We start from the raw sequence: 18,277 nt of genomic DNA on the forward strand, positions 1-18,277 counted from the left end.
CCGCCCATGCTCCGCCGCTCGCTCCTGACCCTCGCCGCCGCCTCGCTGGTGCTCGCCGCCTGCGGGCAGGGAGCCGCGAAGAAGGCCGACGCCAATGCGCCGCTGATCGTCGGGGCCACCGCCGTGCCGCACGCGGAAATCCTCGAGCACATCAAGCCGCTGCTGGCCGAGGAAGGGCTGCAGATCGAGATCAAGGTGTTCAACGACTACGTCCAGCCCAACACGCAGCTGATGGAGCGCCGGCTGGATGTGAACTATTTCCAGACCAAGCCCTACCTCGATGAGTTCAATGCTTCGCGCGGGGCCGATCTGATCACGGTCGCGGGCGTGCACGTCGAGCCGCTGGGCGCCTATTCGCGGCGCTTCGAGTCGCTGGACCAACTGCCGAACGGGGCCGAGGTGGCGGTGCCGAACGACGCGTCCTCGATCGGGCGTTCGCTGATCCTGTTGCAAAAGGCCGGGCTGATCCGTTTGAAGGATCCAGCCAATCCGCTGCAGACCCTGCGCGACATCGTCGACAACCCCCGCAACCTGCGCTTCCGCGAGCTTGAGTCGGCGACCTTGCCGCGGGTCCTGGACCAGGTCGACATGGCGGTGATCAACACCAACTACGCCTTGGACGCCGGACTGAAGCCGAAGACGGACGCCCTGGTGCTGGAAGGCGCCGACAGCCCCTATGTGAACTATCTGGTGGCGCGGCCCGACAATCGGTCCGATCCCCGGATCGTGGCGTTGGCGGCCATGCTGCGCAGCCAGGCGGTCAAGGACTTCATCGCCGCGAATTACGACGGCGCCGTCATTCCGGCCGCCTGATGGCTTACGACCCCGACTTCGGCGAATGGGTGCGCGAGCATTTCGCCGCCTTGGGCCCGATCGAGATCAAGCGGATGTTCGGCGGGGCGGCCGTCTATTCCCACGGCCTGATCTTCGCCCTGCTGGACGACGGCGTGGTCTGGCTGAAGGCCGACGAGATCAATGCGCCGGTGCTGCAGGCCGCGGGAGCCCGGCAGTTCACCTTTCCGACCAAGGACGGAAAGGAGATGACCATGGCCTACTGGTCCTTGCCCGAAAGCGCGCTGGATGATGCGGACGAAGCCGTCGACTGGGCGCGGCAGTCGATCGACGCCGCCTTGAGGAAGGCCGCGGCGAAGAAGCCGCGAAAGCCCAGGCCTAAGCTGTAGCGGCCGCGAGTTTCGCCGCTCGGGCCGCCTCGTCGGGGGCGAGCACCCGCACAGCCGGCGCGGCCGTCTGGCCCGTGGCCTCCGCTACCAGTTCCGAGGTCTTGTCCTCGACCACGGCTTCCAGCCGGGCGAGGAATTCATCCTTGCCGAGGCCGGTCGGAATCGGATCGAGAAACTCGAGCGTGGCCGTGCCCGGATTCTTGCGGAATTCCTCCTGCGGCCAGAACAGGCCGAGGTTGGTGGCCAGCGGCACGACCGGCATGTCGAAGTCGCGGTACATGTGCCAGACGCCCGAGCGGTAGCGGAATTTCTCGCCGACCTTGGCCAGATTGCCCTCGGGGTAGATCAGGATCTTGCGGCCCGCGGCGTGGGCGTCGGCCGAGCGGTGTTTCAGCGCCTCCCGGGCTTCGCGTCCGCCGCAGTTGTTGACCACGATGGCGCCCAGCTTGCGCAGAACCGTGCCCAGCAGCGGGAATTTCTCCAGATGGTCGCCGGTCACGAAGGCCAGATCGTCGAACTGGTCGTAGGTCGCGAAGCCGTCGCCCCAGCTCTGGTGTTTGGAGGCGATGATGAAGGCCCCCGTCGGGAGCCGTTCCTTGCCCCGCACCTGGATGCGGATGCCGGCCAGCAGCCTCATGGCCTGAACCATGCGCTTCACATAGCGGCGGATGATCCATTGCGTCGCGCCTCGACCGGGGGTCAGGGCGGCGAAGGCCGCACCCAGGGTGTAGACGATCGACAGGAGCCAGTAGGCGATGTTGAAGGCGAGGCTGCGCATCCGGCGACTATGGCGTGAATCGGCGGTCGGGGAAGCCTAGGCGGCCTTGGCCAGCCGCTCGGCGCAGGACACCTGGTTGCGGCCGCCGCGCTTGGACGCATAGAGGGCGGCGTCGGCCCGCTCGAGCAAGGCGGCGGGAGTCTCGCCCCTGCGGCGGACGGCGAAGCCGGCGGACACCGTCACGGCGCCCAGATCGTCGTTGGTCGAGCGGCGGCGAAGCGAACGGGAGGATATCTCGGCCAGGACGCCCTTGAGCGCCGTCTCGACCATGGCGGAACTCTCGTACGGGAAGACGATGGCGAACTCCTCGCCGCCGAAGCGGGCGGCGAAGCGCGGACTGGCGGCGGTGCGGCCCAGCACGCTGGCGACATAGCGCAGGACCTGATCGCCGGTCTGGTGACCCCAGGTGTCGTTGAACCGTTTGAAGTGGTCGATATCGAACACGGCCAAAGTCAGGGGCGCTGCGCTGCTCTCGGCCTTGTCGCAGGCGGCGGCCAGATGTTCGTCGAACGCCTTGCGGTTGGCGAGATCGGTCAGGGCGTCCGTCATGGCGTCACGGCGGACCAGTTCCAGATGCTCGCGAAGGCGCACCACTTCCTGGGTGGAGACTTCCAGCTTCTTCTCGAGCGATTCCGTCTCGTGCTGGACCTGACGCGTGGCGCTGGTGAGGTCCGAGACGATCGTCTGAAGGCCGTCGCCGCCCGCCGCCGCCTCGATGCTGGTGGCGGCCTGTTCGAGCGTCTGGCCGTAGGCGGCCTGTGATCGGTGGGCCTCGGCGATGACGCTGGAAACGCTGGAGAGTTCGCGGTCCAGCACCTGGCCGGCGTCGCGGATCTGGTCCGTCAGGCGGCCGCGCGGCAAGTGTTGCGCCGCCAGAGCGTCGGTGACGGCTTCGGTGAAGGGCTCGCCGGCCGCGGTCATGCGCTGGATCTCGCCGGCAAGTGCGCCTTCGGGCTGGCCGAGGGCGTGGGTCCAGAGTTCGAAGTTCAGCGGCGTGGGCCAGACGCCGGCGGCTTCCATCTCGTCGACGACCCGGCGCGCGAGCCCATAGGCTTGCGGACCTCGCAGGGTGGTTTCGACCTTGGCCGTCATTCACGCGTCTCCAGGCTCAAGCCGGGGCGGCGATCCTGTCCGGTCAAGCTACGCCCGCGGTTCGTAACGCCGGGTTAAACTGGCGCGCGGATGGCCTTTCAGGCCTTGATCGAAACCGGGCGGCGCAGGAAGGCGGGCACGTCACCCTCTCCGAACGGCCGGCCGTTCGAGCGTTCCGGCTGGGCGTCGGCGCGATCGCCGCGGCGGTCAGACTGACGCAGGTGGGTTTCCTGCACAGGACGTTCCGACGGCTCTTTCGCGGCGGGAGCCGGAGCGGAGCGTCCGCGGTCGGCGGGCCTGCGCTCGGGTTCGGCGGCGCGGGCTTCGACGGCGGGCGCTTCCGTGACCGGAGCAGACGGCTTGGCGCTGCGGCGGCTGCGCGAGCGGCGGGCGGGCGGCGCGCCGTCGGCGGGCTCGGCGGCGGCAGGAGCGGAAGCCTCGACGGGGGCGGGGGCCTCAACGGGGGTGGCGGCTTCAGCCGGGGCGACCGGAGCGGTTTCAGCCTTGGGCTCGCCGCGCGAACCACGGCTGCGGCCGCGGGCCGGCTTGTCGGATGAATCGCCGCCGCGCGAGGCGGGAGCGGGTCCATCTTGATCAGCTTCAGGACCTTGTCGAGCGAGCGGTCATCCGCCGGCGTCACGATCATGAAGGTCTGACCCAGCTTGCCCGCGCGGCCCGTGCGGCCGATGCGGTGGACGTAGTCGTCGGCGTGGTGCGAGACGTCGTAGTTGAAGACGTGGCTGACGTCCGGGATGTCCAGGCCGCGCGCGGCGACGTCGGAGGCGACCAGCAGTTTCAGCTCGCCCGAGCGGAAGGCGGCGAGGGTCTTCATGCGCAGCGACTGGTCGAGGTCGCCGTGGATCGGCGCGGCGTCGAAGCCGTGCTGCTTCAGCGACTTGGCGACGACGTCGACTTCGGATTTGCGGTTGCAGAAGACAATGCCGTTGCGCACGTCGGCGCGGCCGATCAGGGCGCGCAGGGCGGCGCGCTTGGCCTTGGGATCGCTGGTCGGGATGCGGACCAGATACTGGGTGATGGTGTCGGCCGTAGCAGCGGGGCGCGAGGCCTCCAGCCGGGTCGGGTCCTTGAGGAACTGGGTCGTCAGCCGGGTGATCTCGGGCGGCATGGTGGCCGAGAAGAACAGGGTCTGGCGGCGCGGGGGCGTCAGTTTGAAGATGCGCTCGATGTCGGGGATGAAGCCCATGTCCAGCATGCGGTCGGCTTCGTCGATGACGAGGATCTCGACGCCGTTCAGCATCACCTTGCCGCGCTCGAACAGGTCCAGCAGGCGGCCGGGGGTGGCGATCAGGACGTCGACGCCCTTGTTCAGCAGGGTCACCTGGTCGCCCATGGAGACGCCGCCGATCAGCAGGGCCCAGCTGAGGCCAGTTCGCGGGTCGGGGCCAGGACGAGGGCGCGCGGCATGCGGGCCTTGGCCCGGCCCGACGACAGCCGGTCGATCATGGGCAGGGTGAAGGCGGCAGTCTTGCCGGTGCCGGTCTGGGCGATGCCCAGTACGTCGCGGCCGGCGAGGGCGACCGGAATGGCCTGGGCCTGAATGGGGGTGGCGGTGGTGTAGCCGGTGTCGGCGACGGCCTTGAGAGTCGTGGGCGAAAGGCCCAGCTGGGAGAATTCGGTCATAGGTCCTTGAGACTGGAAGAAGGACGTCCCGCGCATCGGGCCGTCGTGCGATGTCGCGGAACCGCCCTGAATCTCTGGGCGAGCGGGCGGCGCGAATTCGCCAATCCTGTCCCGAACGTGGGCGGGATATAGAAGCCCCCACGCCAGAGTCAACTATTCGTGCGCCGGGTGAACGGGGGTTGGCTTCGCGTGAACGATTGTTAATAGTCCGCGTCGGGAAGGGTATTTGAGGGACCAGTATGCTGCGTACGCTTTGCGTCGCGACCCTGGCGGTCGCATGCCTGTTCGCCGGGCCGGCCCGGGCGGACATGGAGTCCGCCTTCGGCAATACGGTCATTTCTCGCTACCCGGACGGGGGCTGGGTCAAGCACTGGTTCAACCCGGACGGCACCTATTCGGCGCAGTTCTCGGACGGCCGTCGGCTGGCCGCCCGCTGGTCGGTCAGCGGCGAGCGCGTCTGCCTGACCCATATCCGGCCCTATATGCTGGTGCCGCGCTTCTGCACCACCATGGTCGAGGCCACCGTCGGCCAGACCTGGCAGTCGCGGGACCCGATGGGCCGTCGCGTGCAGAACGTTCTGGTCGCGGGCCGACAGCCCTAGGGCGGCCGGCCGGGACGGTGACTGCGTTTCAGGCCGGGTCGGAGCCCTGATTGCGCATGCGGGCGGCGCCTTCGACCATACGATCCGCGCCTTCCTCCATGCGCGGGATGGCGTCCAGCAGCTGCTGATCGGTAACCGTCTGGCCGCGCTCGCGGGCGCGTTCGATCTGTTCGGCGCGATAGGCCGGGTTGCGAAGTTTGCGGGCCTCCTCGCGCATGTTCCGCGCGCCTGATTCCATCTCGTCAGCCCCGGCGCGCATCTGGACACGCGCTTCGGCCATATGACGCGCGGCCTGTGTCCGGGCCTGTTCGGCATGAGCGCGGGCCTGGGCTGCGTGCTCGGCCACGGCGCGGGCATGGACAGCCGTGCGCTCGGCATGCCGCGAGATGTCGGCGTTGGCGCGGGCCATGGTCCTGGCCTGCGCCGCTTGGGCGCGAGCCTCGCGGGCCGCAGCCCGGGCGTGGACGGCGGATTCGCGCGCGGCGGCCACGGCGGTCCGCTGCTCGTCGGTGAGGGCTTCGTCCGAATCGTAGAGGTAGGTCCCACCACGGTTGGCGACCTGCGGAGCCTCGGGCGGGGCGGGGGGCGCGGGAACCTGGGGCGGAGCGGGAGGCGCAACGAGGTCGACGCCGGATGGCGGAGCGGGCGGAGCCGGCGGTGCGGCCGGAGCCAGCGGCGGCAAGGGCGGAAGCGGCGGAAGGGGCGCGATCCGCTCTTCCCGCACCGACAGTTCGACGGCGGCCAGAGGCGTGGCGGCGGCCAGCAGGGCGCCGACGGCGACCATCATCGCGAGAGGGCGGGGCGAGGCGGGACGGCGTTGGGTCATGACCTTGGTGATCCTTTTCGCGAGGGAACGGGCCGGTCCGGTCATGCCGGTGGCGGCTACGGGGGTGAAATCGGACGCCATGCCCAGCAGGGTGCGGGCGTAGGCCTCGGGTTCGACATGGCGCAGGGCCTCGGCGTCGGCGGCGTCTTCCGACAGGCGGCCGAGCTCGGCCTGCAGCAGCCAGACCAGCGGATTGAACCAGAACAGGGCGGTGGCGACCCGGGACAGGGCGAGGAACAGCCAGTCGCGCCGGCGGATGTGGGCGAGCTCGTGGGCCAGGATCGCCTCGGCGTCGCGCGGCTGCTTGAGCTGGGCGGCGCCGATCAGGACGACGCCGGGGGGGACGCCCCAGCTCAGCGGCGAGGCGAGGCGGCGGGTCGCCAGCAGGCGCGGGGCGGACTTGCCGCCCAGTCGGGCCAGCGGCGCGGTCCAGGCGGCGTCTGACACGACCTCGCTGCTTCGGGTCCAGCGGGCGAGCGTCAGCACACCGAGAACGAAGCGGGCGAGAAGGATGCCGGCGCCGACCGCCCACCCGAGAGCGATCCATGTCGGTATGCCGGGCAGGGAGAAGGACGGCGCTGCGGTGGCGGCGCTTCCGGTCATCGGTGGGACGAACGGCTCCGCGGAGACGGCCGCAGGCGCTGCGGCCAGCCAGATGGTCAGGTCGGGACCAGCCAGTGCGATCACCGGCAGGGCGATCAGCAGGACGACGGCGGCGCGGAGCAGACCCACGCGCTCGGAGGGCGGCCGTCCGCTCAGCAGCCAGACGGCCGACAGGGCCAGCCCGGCGACGACGCCGGACTTGATCAGCAGGGACAGGAGGAGGGCGATCACGATCCACGCTCCCGGGCGTTCTCGATGGCGCGCTCAAGGGCGGCCAGTTCGTCGGGCTTCAGCTTCTTTGTCAGGCCCAGCAGTGCCGTGGCCGCGCTGGCGGCGGAACCGGCGAAAAAGGTGTCCACGAGACGGTTCATGGCCCCGGCGGCGACGGCTTCGGGGTTGGGCACGGGCGCATAGACATAGGTCGCGCCCTCATTGTGATGATCGACGAGGCCCTTGGCCTCAAGCCGGGTCAGCAGGGTTCGCACCGCCGAGTCGCTGGGCGAGCCGGCCATGGCCTGACGCACCGCCGACGCCGTGGCCGATTCCAGTCGGCACAGAATCTCGAACACCTCGCGTTCGCGCCGGGGAAGGGTCTCGATCATGCCGGCCGGTGTCCTTGCTGAATCAGGTTGCTACATCTGTAGTGTTACGTTTGTAGCAGAAAAAGGCAAGATCGGGGCGCGGGGATGAAACCGCGGTAATGTCGCTGCTTGTGAGGATGTGGGGGCGTGGCGCGAGTGACGGGACTCGAACCCGCGACCTCCGGCGTGACAGGCCGGCACTCTAACCAACTGAGCTACACCCGCGTATCCCGGCCGCGGCGCTGATTGGTGCGTCGCGGCGAGGGGCGTCGTTTAGGCGGGGGCGGCTCGCACTGTCAAGCGCGTCCGGAGAGGAATTCGAAGATCATCGCGATGCGACCCCCGGACCCGCGACGGCGGCGGCCTCGGGCGGCGCGACCGGGCCGACGATGCCGCCGTCGACGGGGAGCTGGACGGCGACCGCGGGAGGCGGCGGCGTATAGTGCACGCCGACGCCGGGCCCCAGCGGCAGGTCGAGGGCGACCCACAGCGCCACCATGGTCAGGCCGGCGACGAGGAAGGCGCCGGCGTAGGGCAGCATGGTCGACATCAGGGAGCCGAGACCGAATTTCGGATCCCAGCGCTGGGCGAAGGTCAGGATGAGCGCGAAATAGCTCATCAGGGGCGTGGCGATGTTGGTCACCGAATCGCCCATCCGGTAGGCGGCCGTGGTCATTTCGGGGCTGATGCCGAGCAGCATGAACATGGGCACTACGATAGGGGCGAGCGCGGACCACTTGGCCGAGGCCGAGCCGACGAACAGGTCGAAGAAGCAGGAGACCAGCACGACGCTGATCAACAGGAGCGGGGCAGGGAGGTTGATCTGCTGCAAGCCGGCGGCGGCGTTGATGGCGAGGATCGGCCCCAGACCCGACCAGTTGAACATGGCCACGAAATGCGCGGCGAAGAAGACAAGCACCAGATAGGGGGCCAGCTGGACGATGCCCTCGCGCATCATGCGGACGAGGTCGCGGTGGCTGGTCACGCTGCGCGAGCCGACGCCGAAGGCCGCGCCCGACAGGAAGAAGGTCAGGGCGAAGAAGGCGGCGAGGGACTTGTAGAGCGGGTTGAAACGCTGCTGGGGATCGGCCTCCGGATCAATGAAGGGCGAGCCGGGCAGGGCGGTGATCGCGGCCCAGACGGCGATCATGGCGAGGATGGTCAGGCCGGCGAAGGCCAGGCCGCGCTTTTCGTTTGCGGTCAGCAGGGTCTTCTCTTCGGCCGTCGGGGCGGCCACGCCGTCCGGCTTCCAAGGGCCAAGACGCGGTTCGATGATCCGGTCGGTGATGAACCAGACGATGGGGGTGAAGACCAGCACGACGCCGACGATGAAGAACCAGTTGCCGGCGATGTTCACGGAATAGGACGGGTCGATCAGATGGGCCGCCGGCTCGGTGATGCCAAGCAGCAGCGCGTCCTGGGCGCCTGGAAACAGATTGCCGGCATAGCCGCCGGAGACCGCCGCAAAACCGGCGGCCAGCCCCGCCAGCGGGTGCCGGCCGACGGCGGCGAACATGACGGCCGCCAGAGGAATGACCACGACATAGGCGGCGTCCGAGGCGTGGTGCGAGACCATGCCGGTGATCACGATCATCGGGGTCAGGATCAATCGCGGCGCGTTCAGCAGTGCGCCCCGGATGGCGGTGACGAACAGGCCGCTGCGTTCAGCCACCGACGCGCCATAGATGATGGTGACCACGATCCCCAGCGGCGGGAAGTTCGTCAGCGTCGACGGCATGCCGATGATCAGTTGCGCGAGATTTTCCGGCGACAGCAGGCTTTCGGCCCTCAGGGTGTCGCCCGTCACCGGATTAACGGCCGACCAGCCGAGGCCGGCGCCGACGAGGCTGAGGACGATCAGTCCGCCAATGAGCCAGAGGAACAGGAAGACGGGATCGGGCAGCCGGTTGCCGATGCGCTCGATGCCGTTCAGCACCCGTGTTCCAATGGTCATGCGTCTCTCCCGGACGGTCTTGAAGTCAGCGGATCATAGGGCGGGACGGGGGCCCCCGAGACAAGCCGTCGGGCCTGCGACATGCTGTCCGGAAATCTGCGAACCGTTCTCAATAAAAACCTTTCGTCCCAACCCTTTGAACGGGGGTTTGAACGGGCGCGGCTCCCGGTCTAGAAAGCGCCGAATCCGCCCCTCCCTCTGTGGCGGACGAGGTCCCCCCGGATGAACGCATTCCTGCTCCAATATCTGCCGATCGTGATCTTTCTCGGGATCGCGGCGGTTCTCGGCGTCGGCTTCATGCTGGCGGCCTGGGTTCTGGCCCCGAAGAATCCCGACAGCGAGAAGCTGTCGGCCTATGAGTGCGGCTTCAACGCGTTCGACGACGCGCGGATGAAGTTCGACGTCCGGTTCTATCTGGTGTCGATCCTCTTCATCATCTTCGATCTGGAAGTGGCCTTCCTGTTCCCGTGGGCGGTGTCGATGTTCGACCTGTCGCGCGCGGGCATGGTGTTCGCCTTCTGGTCGATGATGATCTTCCTGGGCGTGCTGACCGTCGGCTTCATCTACGAATGGAAGAAGGGCGCGCTCGAATGGGAGTGACGACCACGAACAACGTCCCGCTGATCGGCGTGGGCAACCAGGGCAGCTCGCCTGTGGCTCCCGGCGCGTCCTCGCGCCTGCCGGGGCCGATGAGCACGACCATGTTCAACACCGGCGCCCGTTCGTCGGTGGAGGGCTATGATCCGGCCATCCACGACAAATTCTTCGAGGCGGTGAACGCCGAACTGGGCGAGCGCGGCTTCATCACCACCTCTCTGGACGACGTCATCAACTGGGCCCGGACGGGTTCGCTGATGTGGATGACGTTCGGTCTGGCCTGCTGCGCCGTGGAAATGATGCAGGCCTCGATGCCTCGCTTCGACATGGAGCGTTTCGGCATGGCTCCGCGCGCCAGCCCGCGCCAGTCCGACCTGATGATCGTGGCCGGCACCCTGACGAACAAGATGGCTCCCGCACTTCGTAAAGTATACGACCAGATGCCGGACCCGCGTTACGTGCTTTCGATGGGTTCGTGCGCCAACGGTGGCGGGTATTATCACTATAGTTACAGTGTCGTTCGTGGCGGGTGCCCGCCGACGGCGGAGGCGCTGCTGTACGGGCTGCTGCAGCTGCAGAAGAAGATCCGGCGGACGGGGACGATCGACCGATGAACGCGCTCGCCCGTATGGAAGAGATGGAGACCGCCCTCACGCCGCTGGGCGCGGAGATGGTCGGGGCGCTGGGCGTCGAGGCGCAGGTGGCGTTCGGCGAACTGACGCTGATCACGGACCGCGCCAGCATCATCGAGGTGCTGACGACGCTAAAGGACCGGTTCGGCTTCCATCAGCTGCTGGATCTGTGCGGCGTGGACTTCCCGGACCGCAAGGAGCGGTTCGAGGTGGTCTATCACCTGCTGTCGATGACGCGGAATGCGCGGGTGCGGGTCAAGCTGACGACGGACGAGGTCCAGCCGGTGCCCAGCGCCGTGGGCGTCTTCCCCTGCGCCGACTGGTTCGAGCGCGAGGCGTTCGACATGTACGGCATGCTGTTCGAGGGTCATCCGGACCTGCGCCGGCTGCTGACCGACTACGGCTTCCAGGGACATCCGCTGCGCAAGGACTTCCCGATGACCGGCTATGTCGAGGTCCGGTACGACGAGGAGCAGAAGCGGGTGATCTATGAACCCGTCAAACTGACCCAGGAATTCCGCAATTTCGACTTCCTGTCCCCGTGGGAGGGCGCGGAGTATCCGCTCGACATCCTGCCGGGCGACGAGAAGGCGCAAGGGCTGGCGGGGAGCAAGGCCTGATGGCTGACGGACACAACACCCCGCTGCCGATCGGCGCCACCGACGTCTTCGACGACGGCCTGACCGACCACGCCCGCGCCCTGGACGACCGCAAATTCACGATCAATTTCGGGCCCCAGCACCCGGCCGCCCACGGCGTGCTGCGTCTGGTGCTGGAGCTGGACGGCGAGCTGGTGACGCGCGTCGATCCGCACATCGGCCTGCTGCACCGCGGCACCGAGAAGCTGATGGAGGCGCGGACCTATCTGCAGAACGTGCCGTATCTGGATCGCCTCGACTATGTCGCGCCGATGAACCAGGAGCACGCCTTCTGTCTGGCGATCGAAAAGCTGCTAGGCGTCGAGGTGCCCTACCGGGCCCAGCTGATCCGGGTGCTGTATTCCGAGATCGGCCGCATCCTGAGCCACCTGCTGAGGCGCCCTGACGCCGCCGCTGTGGGGCTTCGAGGAACGCGAGAAGCTGATGGTGTTCTACGAGCGCGCTTCGGGCGCCCGTCTGCACGCCAACTATTTCCGGCCCGGCGGCGTCCATCAGGACCTGCCCAACGCCCTGATCGACGACATCGGCCGCTGGTGCGCCGAATTCCCGGCGGCGCTGAAGGACATCGAGTCCCTSGTCACCGAGAACCGCATCTTCAAACAGCGCAACGTCGACATCGGCGTGGTGTCGAAACAGCAGGCGCTGGACTGGGGCTTCACGGGCGTGATGCTGCGCGGCTCGGAAATTCCGTGGGACCTGCGCAAGTCGCAGCCGTACGAATGCTACGCCGATCTCGAGTTCGACATCGCCGTGGGCAAGAACGGCGACTGCTGGGACCGTTACCTGTGCCGCATCGCTGCGCAACTGCCCCGGCGAGCCGGTGATGACCGAGGACAACAAGGTCGTCCCGCCCAAGCGCGGTGAGATGAAGCGCTCGATGGAAGCGCTGATCCACCACTTCAAACTCTACACCGAAGGCTTCCGCACGCCCGAGGGCGAGGTCTACGCCTCGGTCGAGGCGCCGAAGGGCGAGTTTGGCATCTATCTGGTCTCGGACGGCACCAACAAGCCGTACCGGGTCAAGATCTCGGCCCCGGGCTTCCGCTCGCTGCAGGCCATGGACTGGATGAACCGCGGCCACATGCTGGCTGACGTGTCGGCTATCCTCGGCTCGCTGGACATCGTGTTCGGGGAAGTCGACCGGTGAGTGCGTTCGCCGCCGATCCGGTGTTCACCACGACGCAGGCGATCTGGTTCGCCGCGCTGCTGACGTTCGCCGTCGGCGTGCAGATCGTGTTCTCGCCGAAACGACGCGCGATCATGGGCGGGCTGAAGTTCGCCTTGGCCAGCGCCGTCGTGGCGGCGCCCGGTCTGGCGGGGGTGACGCTGGTGCGCGGCGCATACCGGTTGGGTTATCTGGAAGAGGGCAGGGGCTTCTGGGAGGCCAATCTGCGCTCGGTGGTGTGGATGAGCGGCGCGATCTTCGCGGGGCAGATGGCCGTGCGGTTCCTGCCGCCGATGGCCTGGCTGTCGCGCGATCTGAGAAACGCCGACCGCGCCGTGTGGAGCGAGCGTCTGGGCCGCTGGCTGGGGAGGGCGCGATGAGCGAGAAACCTCTCAGCGACGCTGTCCGGCAAGGCTGGTCGGTGGTCGGCTATACGGTGACCGATAGCGGCGGGGAGACGTGGAAGCACAACTTCCTGCTCAGCCGCCAGGGCCAGCACAAGGTGCTGACTATCCGCAAGAAAATGATGGGCGAAGGCGTCGTCGCCTCTGAAATGGAAGTCTGATGAGCGTTCGTCGTCTCGCCAAGGAACAGCCTGCCTCATTCGCCTTCTCCAAGGCGACGAAGGCCAAGGCCGACTGGTGGATCGCCAAATATCCAGAGAACCGCCGTCAGTCGGCGGTAATCCCGATCCTGTGGCTGGTCCAGAAGCAGGAAGGCTGGGTCCCCGAGCCCGCCATCCGCGCCATCGGCGAACTGCTGGGCATGCCGTTCATCCGGGTGCTGGAGGTCGCGACCTTCTACACCATGTTCATGCTCGAGCCGGTCGGCACGGCCGCCCTGATCCAGGTCTGCGGCACCACGCCCTGCATGCTGCGCGGCTCGGGCGAGTTGATGGACGTCTGCAAGAAGAAGATCGGGCCCAAGGACACGCTGAGCGCCGACGGCCGCTTCACGTGGCAGGAAGTCGAATGCCTGGGCGCCTGCGCAAACGCGCCGATGGCCCAGATCAACGACTACTATTTCGAAGACCTGACGGCCGAGACGATGGCGCAGGTCATCGACGACTTCGCCGCCGGCAAGAAGCCCAAGCCCGGCTCGCGCGTCGGCCGCGCCAGTTCGGAGCCGGAAGGCGGCGCCCTGACCCTGACCGACCCGAAGCTGTATGACGGCTCGGCGGCGAAGAAGATCAAGAAGCTGCCCAACAGCGATCCGGTGGTCGCATGAGCCGCCCCGATCTGAACGACGACGCCAAGGTCGCCGAATACCGCGCCGAATTGCGCGCTGTCGGGCGCAGCCAGCGGCTGGCCGGGTTCGCCCTAGTCATTCTCGGCGCCATCGCCGTCTGGGGCTCGTCCTATGCGGGCGGAGCGGGCCAGATGGTGCTGTGGGCCGGCTACGGCGCCCTGGCGTTCGGCTGGGCGCTGATGCTCGGCGCCATCTTCATGCGCACCCGCTATCACCGCCAGCGTATGCGGGAGGAGGGGTGATGGCCGCGAAGAACGATCCATCGGCCGTGGGCCGCATGTTTGTGCAGATGGGCGTGTTCGACATGATCGCCGGCGCCGCCCTGGCCATTGCGAGCTGGGCCGGCGTGCTCGGCGAGGGCATGGATGTGGTGACGATCGTCGGAGGCGTGATGGTGTTGGCCGGAGCCGCCCTTTTCATCCTCGGACGCAAGAAACTGAGCCAGGCCGATGACCGGCGCGGAGACCTGAACTGACCATGGTCGGAATCCTCGAAGACAAGGATCGCATCTTCACCAACCTGTACGGACTCCAGGACTGGGGTCTGGAGGGGGCGAAGCAGCGCGGCGCGTGGAACGCGACCAAGGACATGCTCGACCTCGGTCGGGACTGGATCATCACCAACGTCAAGAACTCGGGCCTGNCTGGAGGGGGCGAAGCAGCGCGGCGCGTGGAACGCGACCAAGGACATGCTCGACCTCGGTCGGGACTGGATCATCACCAACGTCAAGAACTCGGGCCTGCGCGGACGCGGCGGCGCCGGCTTCTCGACCGGGCTGAAGTGGTCCTTCATGCCCAAGGAGGTGAAGGACCGGCCGCACTATCTGGTCGTCAACGCCGAYGAATCCGAACCCGGGACCGCCAAGGACCGGGAGATCATGCGCCACGATCCGCAGTTGCTGATCGAAGGCTGCCTGATCGCCAGCTTCGCGATGCAGGCGCACGCCTGTTACATCTATCTGCGCGGCGAATATGTGCTGGAACGCGAGCGCATGGAGGACGGCGAGGCTCCGCTGCGCATCTACAACAGCATCACNTGATCGAAGGCTGCCTGATCGCCAGCTTCGCGATGCAGGCGCACGCCTGTTACATCTATCTGCGCGGCGAATATGTGCTGGAACGCGAGCGCATGGAGACGGCGGTCAAGCAGGCCTATGAGGCGAAGCTGATCGGCAAGAACAACGTCCATGGCTGGGACTTCGACGTCTACATCCACCACGGCGCCGGGGCGTACATCTGCGGTGAAGAGACGGCCCTGCTGGAGTCGCTGGAAGGCAAGAAGGGCCAGCCGCGCCTGAAGCCGCCGTTCCCGGCCGGCGCGGGCCTGTACGGCTGCCCGACCACAGTGAACAACGTCGAGTCGATCGCGGTCGTGGGCACCATCCTGCGCCGCGGGGCCGAGTGGTTCGCCGGCTTCGGCCGTCCGAACAACACCGGCACCAAGCTGATGACCATCAGCGGCCACGTGAACCGGCCGTGCAATGTCGAAGAGGCGATGTCGATCCCGCTGAAGCAGCTGCTGGATCACGCGCGAGATGTCCGAGACGGCGCTGATGGACTTCGACAGCCTGCGCGACATGCGCTCGGGCCTCGGCACGGCGGCTGTGATCGTCATGGACCAGTCGACCGATCTGGTGCGCGCCATCGCCCGCATCAGCTATTTCTACAAGCATGAGAGCTGCGGCCAGTGCACGCCCTGCCGCGAGGGCACGGGCTGGATGTGGCGCGTGCTGGAGCGGATGGCCGTCGGCGAGGCCGACCCGTCCGAGATCGACATGCTGCTGGAGGTCTCGACCCAGATCGAGGGCCACACCATCTGCGCCCTCGGCGACGCCGCGGCCTGGCCGGTGCAGGGCCTGATCCGGCACTTCCGTCACGAGATCGAGGAGCGCATCTCCTCCTACCGCAGCCGCCGCGCGAACTTCGCCGGCCACGCGATCGCGGCGGAGTAGGCATGCGCGCACTGGCCGTCATGTTCGGGACCGTCTTCGCCCTCGCCGCTTGCGGTGAGCGGGCTGACGCGCCTGCGCCGACGCCGGCGGAGAAGGTCTCGGCCGTGAACCCGGCGTCCGACGCCGAGGCCAGCGTGCCGGTGGTTCTGAACGCCGCCGACCTCCGCGGGGTCTGCAAGGCCGGACTGGCGGCGATCCACGGCCAGAACCTGTCGGCCATCGAGATCGACGGGCTGGAAGGCCAGATCGTCAACGCTTCGTGGCGGGCGCCGGTCGACGGCGGACGCCGCCGGGCCCAGTGCCGGGTCGACGGCGACATCATCACCTGGAAGCAGGTCGGCGCGACCAACCCCGAACAGGACCGCTGGATGAACCAGTCCGGCGATCCCGTGACGCGCTTCGTCCTTGACGGCGACGCCATCACCATCAACACGACGCTCCCGGATGGGAGCACGACTGCGGAAGAGTATTCCGTGGCTGCTGAGCAAGAGGCCCGCTGATGCCCGTCGCCAAGGTCAACGGCGTAGAAACCGAATTCCAGCCCGGGATGACCGTGCTGCAGGTCGCCGAACAGGCGGGCCATGAGATTCCGCGCTTCTGCTATCACGAGCGACTGTCGATCGCCGGCAACTGCCGCATGTGCCTGGTCGAGGTGAAGCCCGGACCGCCGAAGCCGCAGGCGTCGTGCGCCCTGCCGGCCGCCGAGGGGCAGGAGATCTTCACCGACACCCCGATGGTCAAGAAGGCGCGCGAAGGGGTGATGGAGTTCCTGCTCATCAACCACCCGCTGGACTGCCCGATCTGCGACCAGGGCGGCGAATGCGACCTGCAGGACCAGTCGGTCGGCTATGGCCGCGACGGCTCGCGCTATGCCGAGAACAAGCGCGCGGTCGAAGAAAAGAACATGGGCCCGACCGTGAAGACGTTCATGACGCGGTGCATCCAGTGCACGCGTTGCGTCCGCTTCATCACCGAGGTGGCGGGCGTGCCGGACATCGGCATGATCTCGCGCGGCGAGGACGCCGAGATCACCACCTATCTCGAGAAGAACATCGACAGCGAGCTGTCGGGCAACGTCAACGACCTGTGTCCCGTCGGCGCCCTGACCCACCGGCCGTGCCAAGGGCGCGGAGGTGATGCGTATCCTGCCGCGCGTCAACGAGGGCATCAACGAGGAGTGGCTGTCGGACGTCAGCCGCTACGCCGTCGACGGCCTGCAGCGTCAGCGGCTGGACCAGCCCTATGTGCGCGAGAACGGCAGGCTGCGCCCCGCCTCGTGGGACGAGGCGCTGAACGTTGTGGCCGAGAAGCTGAAGGCGGCTGCGGCCGACCGGATCGGCGTCATCGCCGGCGACCTGCAGGACGCGGAATCGATGAAGGCGGCGCTGGACCTGTTCCGCGCGCTGGGATCGGCCAATACCGACTGCCGTCAGGACGGGTCGGCGCTGGGCTACGGTCCGCGCGAGAGCTGGCTGTTCAACTCGGGTCTGGCCGGGGTCGAGAACGCCGACGCCGTTCTGGTGATCGGCGCCAATCCGCGCACCGAGGCCCCGCTGCTGAACGCCCGCCTGCGCAAGACCTGGCTGGCGGGCAAGGCCGAGATCGGCGTGATCGGCGAAAAGGCCGATTTGACCTATGAATACAGCTATCTCGGCGCGGGTTCGAAGACGCTGTCCAAACTGCCCAAGGCGGCGATCGACGCCCTGACCAGGGCCGAGCGTCCGGCGATCATCGTCGGCGGCAGTGCTCTGGCCGGCGCCAGCGGCCCCGCCGTGCTGAACGCCGTCGGCGCACTGGCGAAGAAGATCGGCGCGGTCGTTGAGGGCTGGAACGGCTTCAACGTCCTGCACAGCGCCGCCTCGCGCGTCGCCGGTCTGGACATGGGCTTTGTTCCCGCGACCGGCGGCAAGACGGCCGCCGAAATGCTCAAGCCGGCCGCGCTGGACGTGCTGTTCCTGCTGGGCGCCGACGAGGTCGATCCGACGGGTTCGGACGCCTTCCGCGTCTACTTGGGAAGCCATGGCGACCGCGGGGCGCACGGCGCCGACGTGATCCTGCCGGGCGCGGCCTATACCGAGAAGTCGGGCCTGTATGTGAACACCGAGGGCCGGGTGCAGATGGCCGACCGCGTCGTCTTCCCCAAAGGCCAGGCGAAAGAGGACTGGGCCATCCTGCGCGCCCTTTCGGCCCGGGTCGGCCAGACCCTGCCGTACGATACGCTGGACGCCCTGCGCTCGAAGCTGATGGCGGATCATCCGACCTTCGGCCGCATCGACTATCTGCCGGCCGCCGCGTCGTTCGACACCGGTTCGCTGGGCAAGAAGGGCGATCTCGGCGACGTGGCCTTCACCTCGTCAGTGCGCGACCCCTATCTGAACAACCCGATCACGCGCGCCAGCGTGACCATGGCCGAGCTGTCCGCCCTGCGGATTGCTCCGGTCGCCATGGCGGCGGAGTAAGGCCCGATGGATTTCTGGACCACCCCGCTCGGCTGGACCCTCGCCACCATCGGCGGGATTCTGCTCGTCACCGTCGGCATCCTGATCTCGCTGGCCTTCCTGCTGCTGGCGGACCGGAAGATCTGGGCCGGCGTGCAGATGCGCAAAGGCCCGAACGTCGTGGGCCCGTTCGGCCTGCTGCAGTCGTTCGCGGACTTCTTCAAATTCGTGCTCAAGGAAATCATCGTGCCGGCGGGCGCCGACAAGGTGGTCTTCCTGCTGGCGCCGCTGCTGACCTTCATCCTGGCCTTCATCGCCTGGGCGGCCAT

At 67.7% G+C, this 18,277-nt stretch carries 19 protein-coding genes, 1 tRNA gene and 6 pseudogenes; 18 read left to right on the forward strand and 8 right to left on the reverse strand.

Annotated features, from left to right (window positions below):
• Positions 1–6 precede the first annotated feature (6 nt).
• Together ASD25_RS01135 and ASD25_RS01140 are read left to right on the forward strand one after the other, a co-directional pair.
• Positions 7–813: a MetQ/NlpA family ABC transporter substrate-binding protein gene (locus ASD25_RS01135; RefSeq protein WP_056614202.1), complete on the forward strand. Its 807-nt coding sequence runs from the start codon at positions 7–9 to the stop codon at positions 811–813.
• Positions 813–1,181, forward strand: a complete 369-nt coding sequence (locus tag ASD25_RS01140) for a TfoX/Sxy family protein (protein ID WP_056614217.1) — start codon at positions 813–815, stop codon at positions 1,179–1,181. Before ASD25_RS01135 ends, ASD25_RS01140 begins: the two co-directional genes overlap by 1 nt.
• On the opposite strand, the gene ASD25_RS01145 is transcribed toward ASD25_RS01140, so the two are convergent.
• The 4 genes and pseudogenes from ASD25_RS01145 to ASD25_RS33000 all read right to left on the reverse strand — a co-directional run.
• Complete coding sequence (locus tag ASD25_RS01145; protein ID WP_056614222.1) at positions 1,171–1,959, reverse strand: 1-acyl-sn-glycerol-3-phosphate acyltransferase; 789 nt, start codon at positions 1,957–1,959, stop codon at positions 1,171–1,173. The genes ASD25_RS01140 and ASD25_RS01145 overlap by 11 nt on opposite strands.
• 36 nt (positions 1,960–1,995) lie before the next feature.
• Positions 1,996–3,051 (reverse strand): diguanylate cyclase, encoded by a 1,056-nt coding sequence (locus tag ASD25_RS01150; RefSeq protein WP_056614225.1) that lies wholly within the window; start codon positions 3,049–3,051, stop codon positions 1,996–1,998.
• Between the two features lie 43 nt (positions 3,052–3,094).
• Positions 3,095–4,177: a helicase-related protein gene (locus tag ASD25_RS01155; protein WP_369816533.1), complete on the reverse strand. Its 1,083-nt coding sequence runs from the start codon at positions 4,175–4,177 to the stop codon at positions 3,095–3,097.
• Positions 4,178–4,219: 42 nt separating this feature from the next.
• Positions 4,220–4,728 (reverse strand): annotated as a pseudogene (locus ASD25_RS33000) (DEAD/DEAH box helicase); the annotation flags it as partial.
• A 203-nt stretch (positions 4,729–4,931) separates the two neighbouring features.
• On the opposite strand from ASD25_RS33000, the gene ASD25_RS01160 reads away from it, so the two are divergent.
• Positions 4,932–5,294 carry a hypothetical protein gene (locus ASD25_RS01160; RefSeq protein ID WP_056614228.1) on the forward strand — a complete coding sequence of 121 codons (363 nt, stop codon included), beginning with the start codon at positions 4,932–4,934 and terminating at the stop codon, positions 5,292–5,294.
• 28 nt (positions 5,295–5,322) lie between these two features.
• Here the strand turns inward: ASD25_RS01160 and ASD25_RS01165 are convergent, their stop codons facing one another.
• From ASD25_RS01165 to ASD25_RS01180, 4 genes are all read right to left on the reverse strand, one after another.
• On the reverse strand, positions 5,323–6,954 hold the full coding sequence (locus ASD25_RS01165; protein ID WP_056614231.1) for a M56 family metallopeptidase: 1,632 nt from the start codon (positions 6,952–6,954) through the stop codon (positions 5,323–5,325).
• A complete protein-coding gene (locus ASD25_RS01170; RefSeq protein WP_056614232.1) occupies positions 6,951–7,325 on the reverse strand; it encodes a BlaI/MecI/CopY family transcriptional regulator in 375 nt (124 codons plus the stop codon). The genes ASD25_RS01165 and ASD25_RS01170 overlap by 4 nt, the downstream gene beginning before the upstream one ends.
• 127 nt (positions 7,326–7,452) lie before the next feature.
• Positions 7,453–7,529 (reverse strand) — tRNA-Asp (locus ASD25_RS01175).
• A gap of 100 nt (positions 7,530–7,629) precedes the next feature.
• Entirely contained in the window at positions 7,630–9,258 is a 1,629-nt protein-coding gene (locus tag ASD25_RS01180) for an AbgT family transporter (RefSeq protein WP_056614235.1), read from the reverse strand.
• Between the two features lie 222 nt (positions 9,259–9,480).
• Here ASD25_RS01180 and ASD25_RS01185 point away from each other — a divergent pair, with 222 nt between their 5' ends.
• The 15 genes and pseudogenes from ASD25_RS01185 to ASD25_RS31525 form a co-directional block, all read left to right on the forward strand.
• Entirely contained in the window at positions 9,481–9,858 is a 378-nt protein-coding gene (locus ASD25_RS01185; RefSeq protein ID WP_056614238.1) for an NADH-quinone oxidoreductase subunit A, read from the forward strand.
• On the forward strand, positions 9,828–10,469 hold the full coding sequence (locus tag ASD25_RS01190) for an NADH-quinone oxidoreductase subunit B family protein (protein WP_369816527.1): 642 nt from the start codon (positions 9,828–9,830) through the stop codon (positions 10,467–10,469). The genes ASD25_RS01185 and ASD25_RS01190 overlap by 31 nt, the downstream gene beginning before the upstream one ends.
• 23 nt (positions 10,470–10,492) lie before the next feature.
• The gene (locus tag ASD25_RS01195; protein WP_056614826.1) at positions 10,493–11,107 is read left to right on the forward strand and encodes an NADH-quinone oxidoreductase subunit C; all 615 of its coding nucleotides are present in this window, start codon (positions 10,493–10,495) and stop codon (positions 11,105–11,107) included.
• Positions 11,107–12,293: pseudogene (locus ASD25_RS01200) on the forward strand (NADH-quinone oxidoreductase subunit D). The gene ASD25_RS01195 and the pseudogene ASD25_RS01200 overlap by 1 nt, the downstream one beginning before the upstream one ends.
• The gene (locus ASD25_RS01205) at positions 12,290–12,691 is read left to right on the forward strand and encodes a hypothetical protein (protein ID WP_056614241.1); all 402 of its coding nucleotides are present in this window, start codon (positions 12,290–12,292) and stop codon (positions 12,689–12,691) included. Before ASD25_RS01200 ends, ASD25_RS01205 begins: the two are co-directional and overlap by 4 nt.
• Entirely contained in the window at positions 12,688–12,876 is a 189-nt protein-coding gene (locus ASD25_RS01210; protein ID WP_056614244.1) for a hypothetical protein, read from the forward strand. Before ASD25_RS01205 ends, ASD25_RS01210 begins: the two co-directional genes overlap by 4 nt.
• Positions 12,876–13,538 (forward strand): NADH-quinone oxidoreductase subunit NuoE, encoded by a 663-nt coding sequence (nuoE, locus tag ASD25_RS01215; RefSeq protein ID WP_056614248.1) that lies wholly within the window; start codon positions 12,876–12,878, stop codon positions 13,536–13,538. The genes ASD25_RS01210 and nuoE overlap by 1 nt, the downstream gene beginning before the upstream one ends.
• On the forward strand, positions 13,535–13,801 hold the full coding sequence (locus ASD25_RS01220; protein WP_056614251.1) for a hypothetical protein: 267 nt from the start codon (positions 13,535–13,537) through the stop codon (positions 13,799–13,801). Before nuoE ends, ASD25_RS01220 begins: the two co-directional genes overlap by 4 nt.
• A complete protein-coding gene (locus tag ASD25_RS01225) occupies positions 13,801–14,034 on the forward strand; it encodes a hypothetical protein (protein WP_056614254.1) in 234 nt (77 codons plus the stop codon). The genes ASD25_RS01220 and ASD25_RS01225 overlap by 1 nt, the downstream gene beginning before the upstream one ends.
• Positions 14,035–14,036: 2 nt before the next feature.
• A pseudogene (locus ASD25_RS33005) lies at positions 14,037–14,201 on the forward strand (NADH-quinone oxidoreductase subunit F); the annotation flags it as partial.
• 1 nt (position 14,202) lies between these two features.
• Positions 14,203–14,594, forward strand: a pseudogene (locus ASD25_RS30070) (NADH-quinone oxidoreductase subunit F); the annotation flags it as partial.
• A 1-nt stretch (position 14,595) separates the two neighbouring features.
• Positions 14,596–15,510: pseudogene (locus tag ASD25_RS01230) on the forward strand (NADH-ubiquinone oxidoreductase-F iron-sulfur binding region domain-containing protein); the annotation flags it as partial.
• A 2-nt stretch (positions 15,511–15,512) separates the two neighbouring features.
• Positions 15,513–16,010 carry a hypothetical protein gene (locus ASD25_RS01235; RefSeq protein ID WP_056614258.1) on the forward strand — a complete coding sequence of 166 codons (498 nt, stop codon included), beginning with the start codon at positions 15,513–15,515 and terminating at the stop codon, positions 16,008–16,010.
• Positions 16,010–17,969, forward strand: a pseudogene (locus tag ASD25_RS01240) (molybdopterin-dependent oxidoreductase). The gene ASD25_RS01235 and the pseudogene ASD25_RS01240 overlap by 1 nt, the downstream one beginning before the upstream one ends.
• Positions 17,970–17,975: 6 nt before the next feature.
• A partial coding sequence (locus tag ASD25_RS31525) for an NADH-quinone oxidoreductase subunit H (RefSeq protein ID WP_369816528.1) occupies positions 17,976–18,277 on the forward strand: 302 nt, incomplete at its 3' end.

It is taken from the genome of Brevundimonas sp. Root1423 (assembly GCF_001426805.1).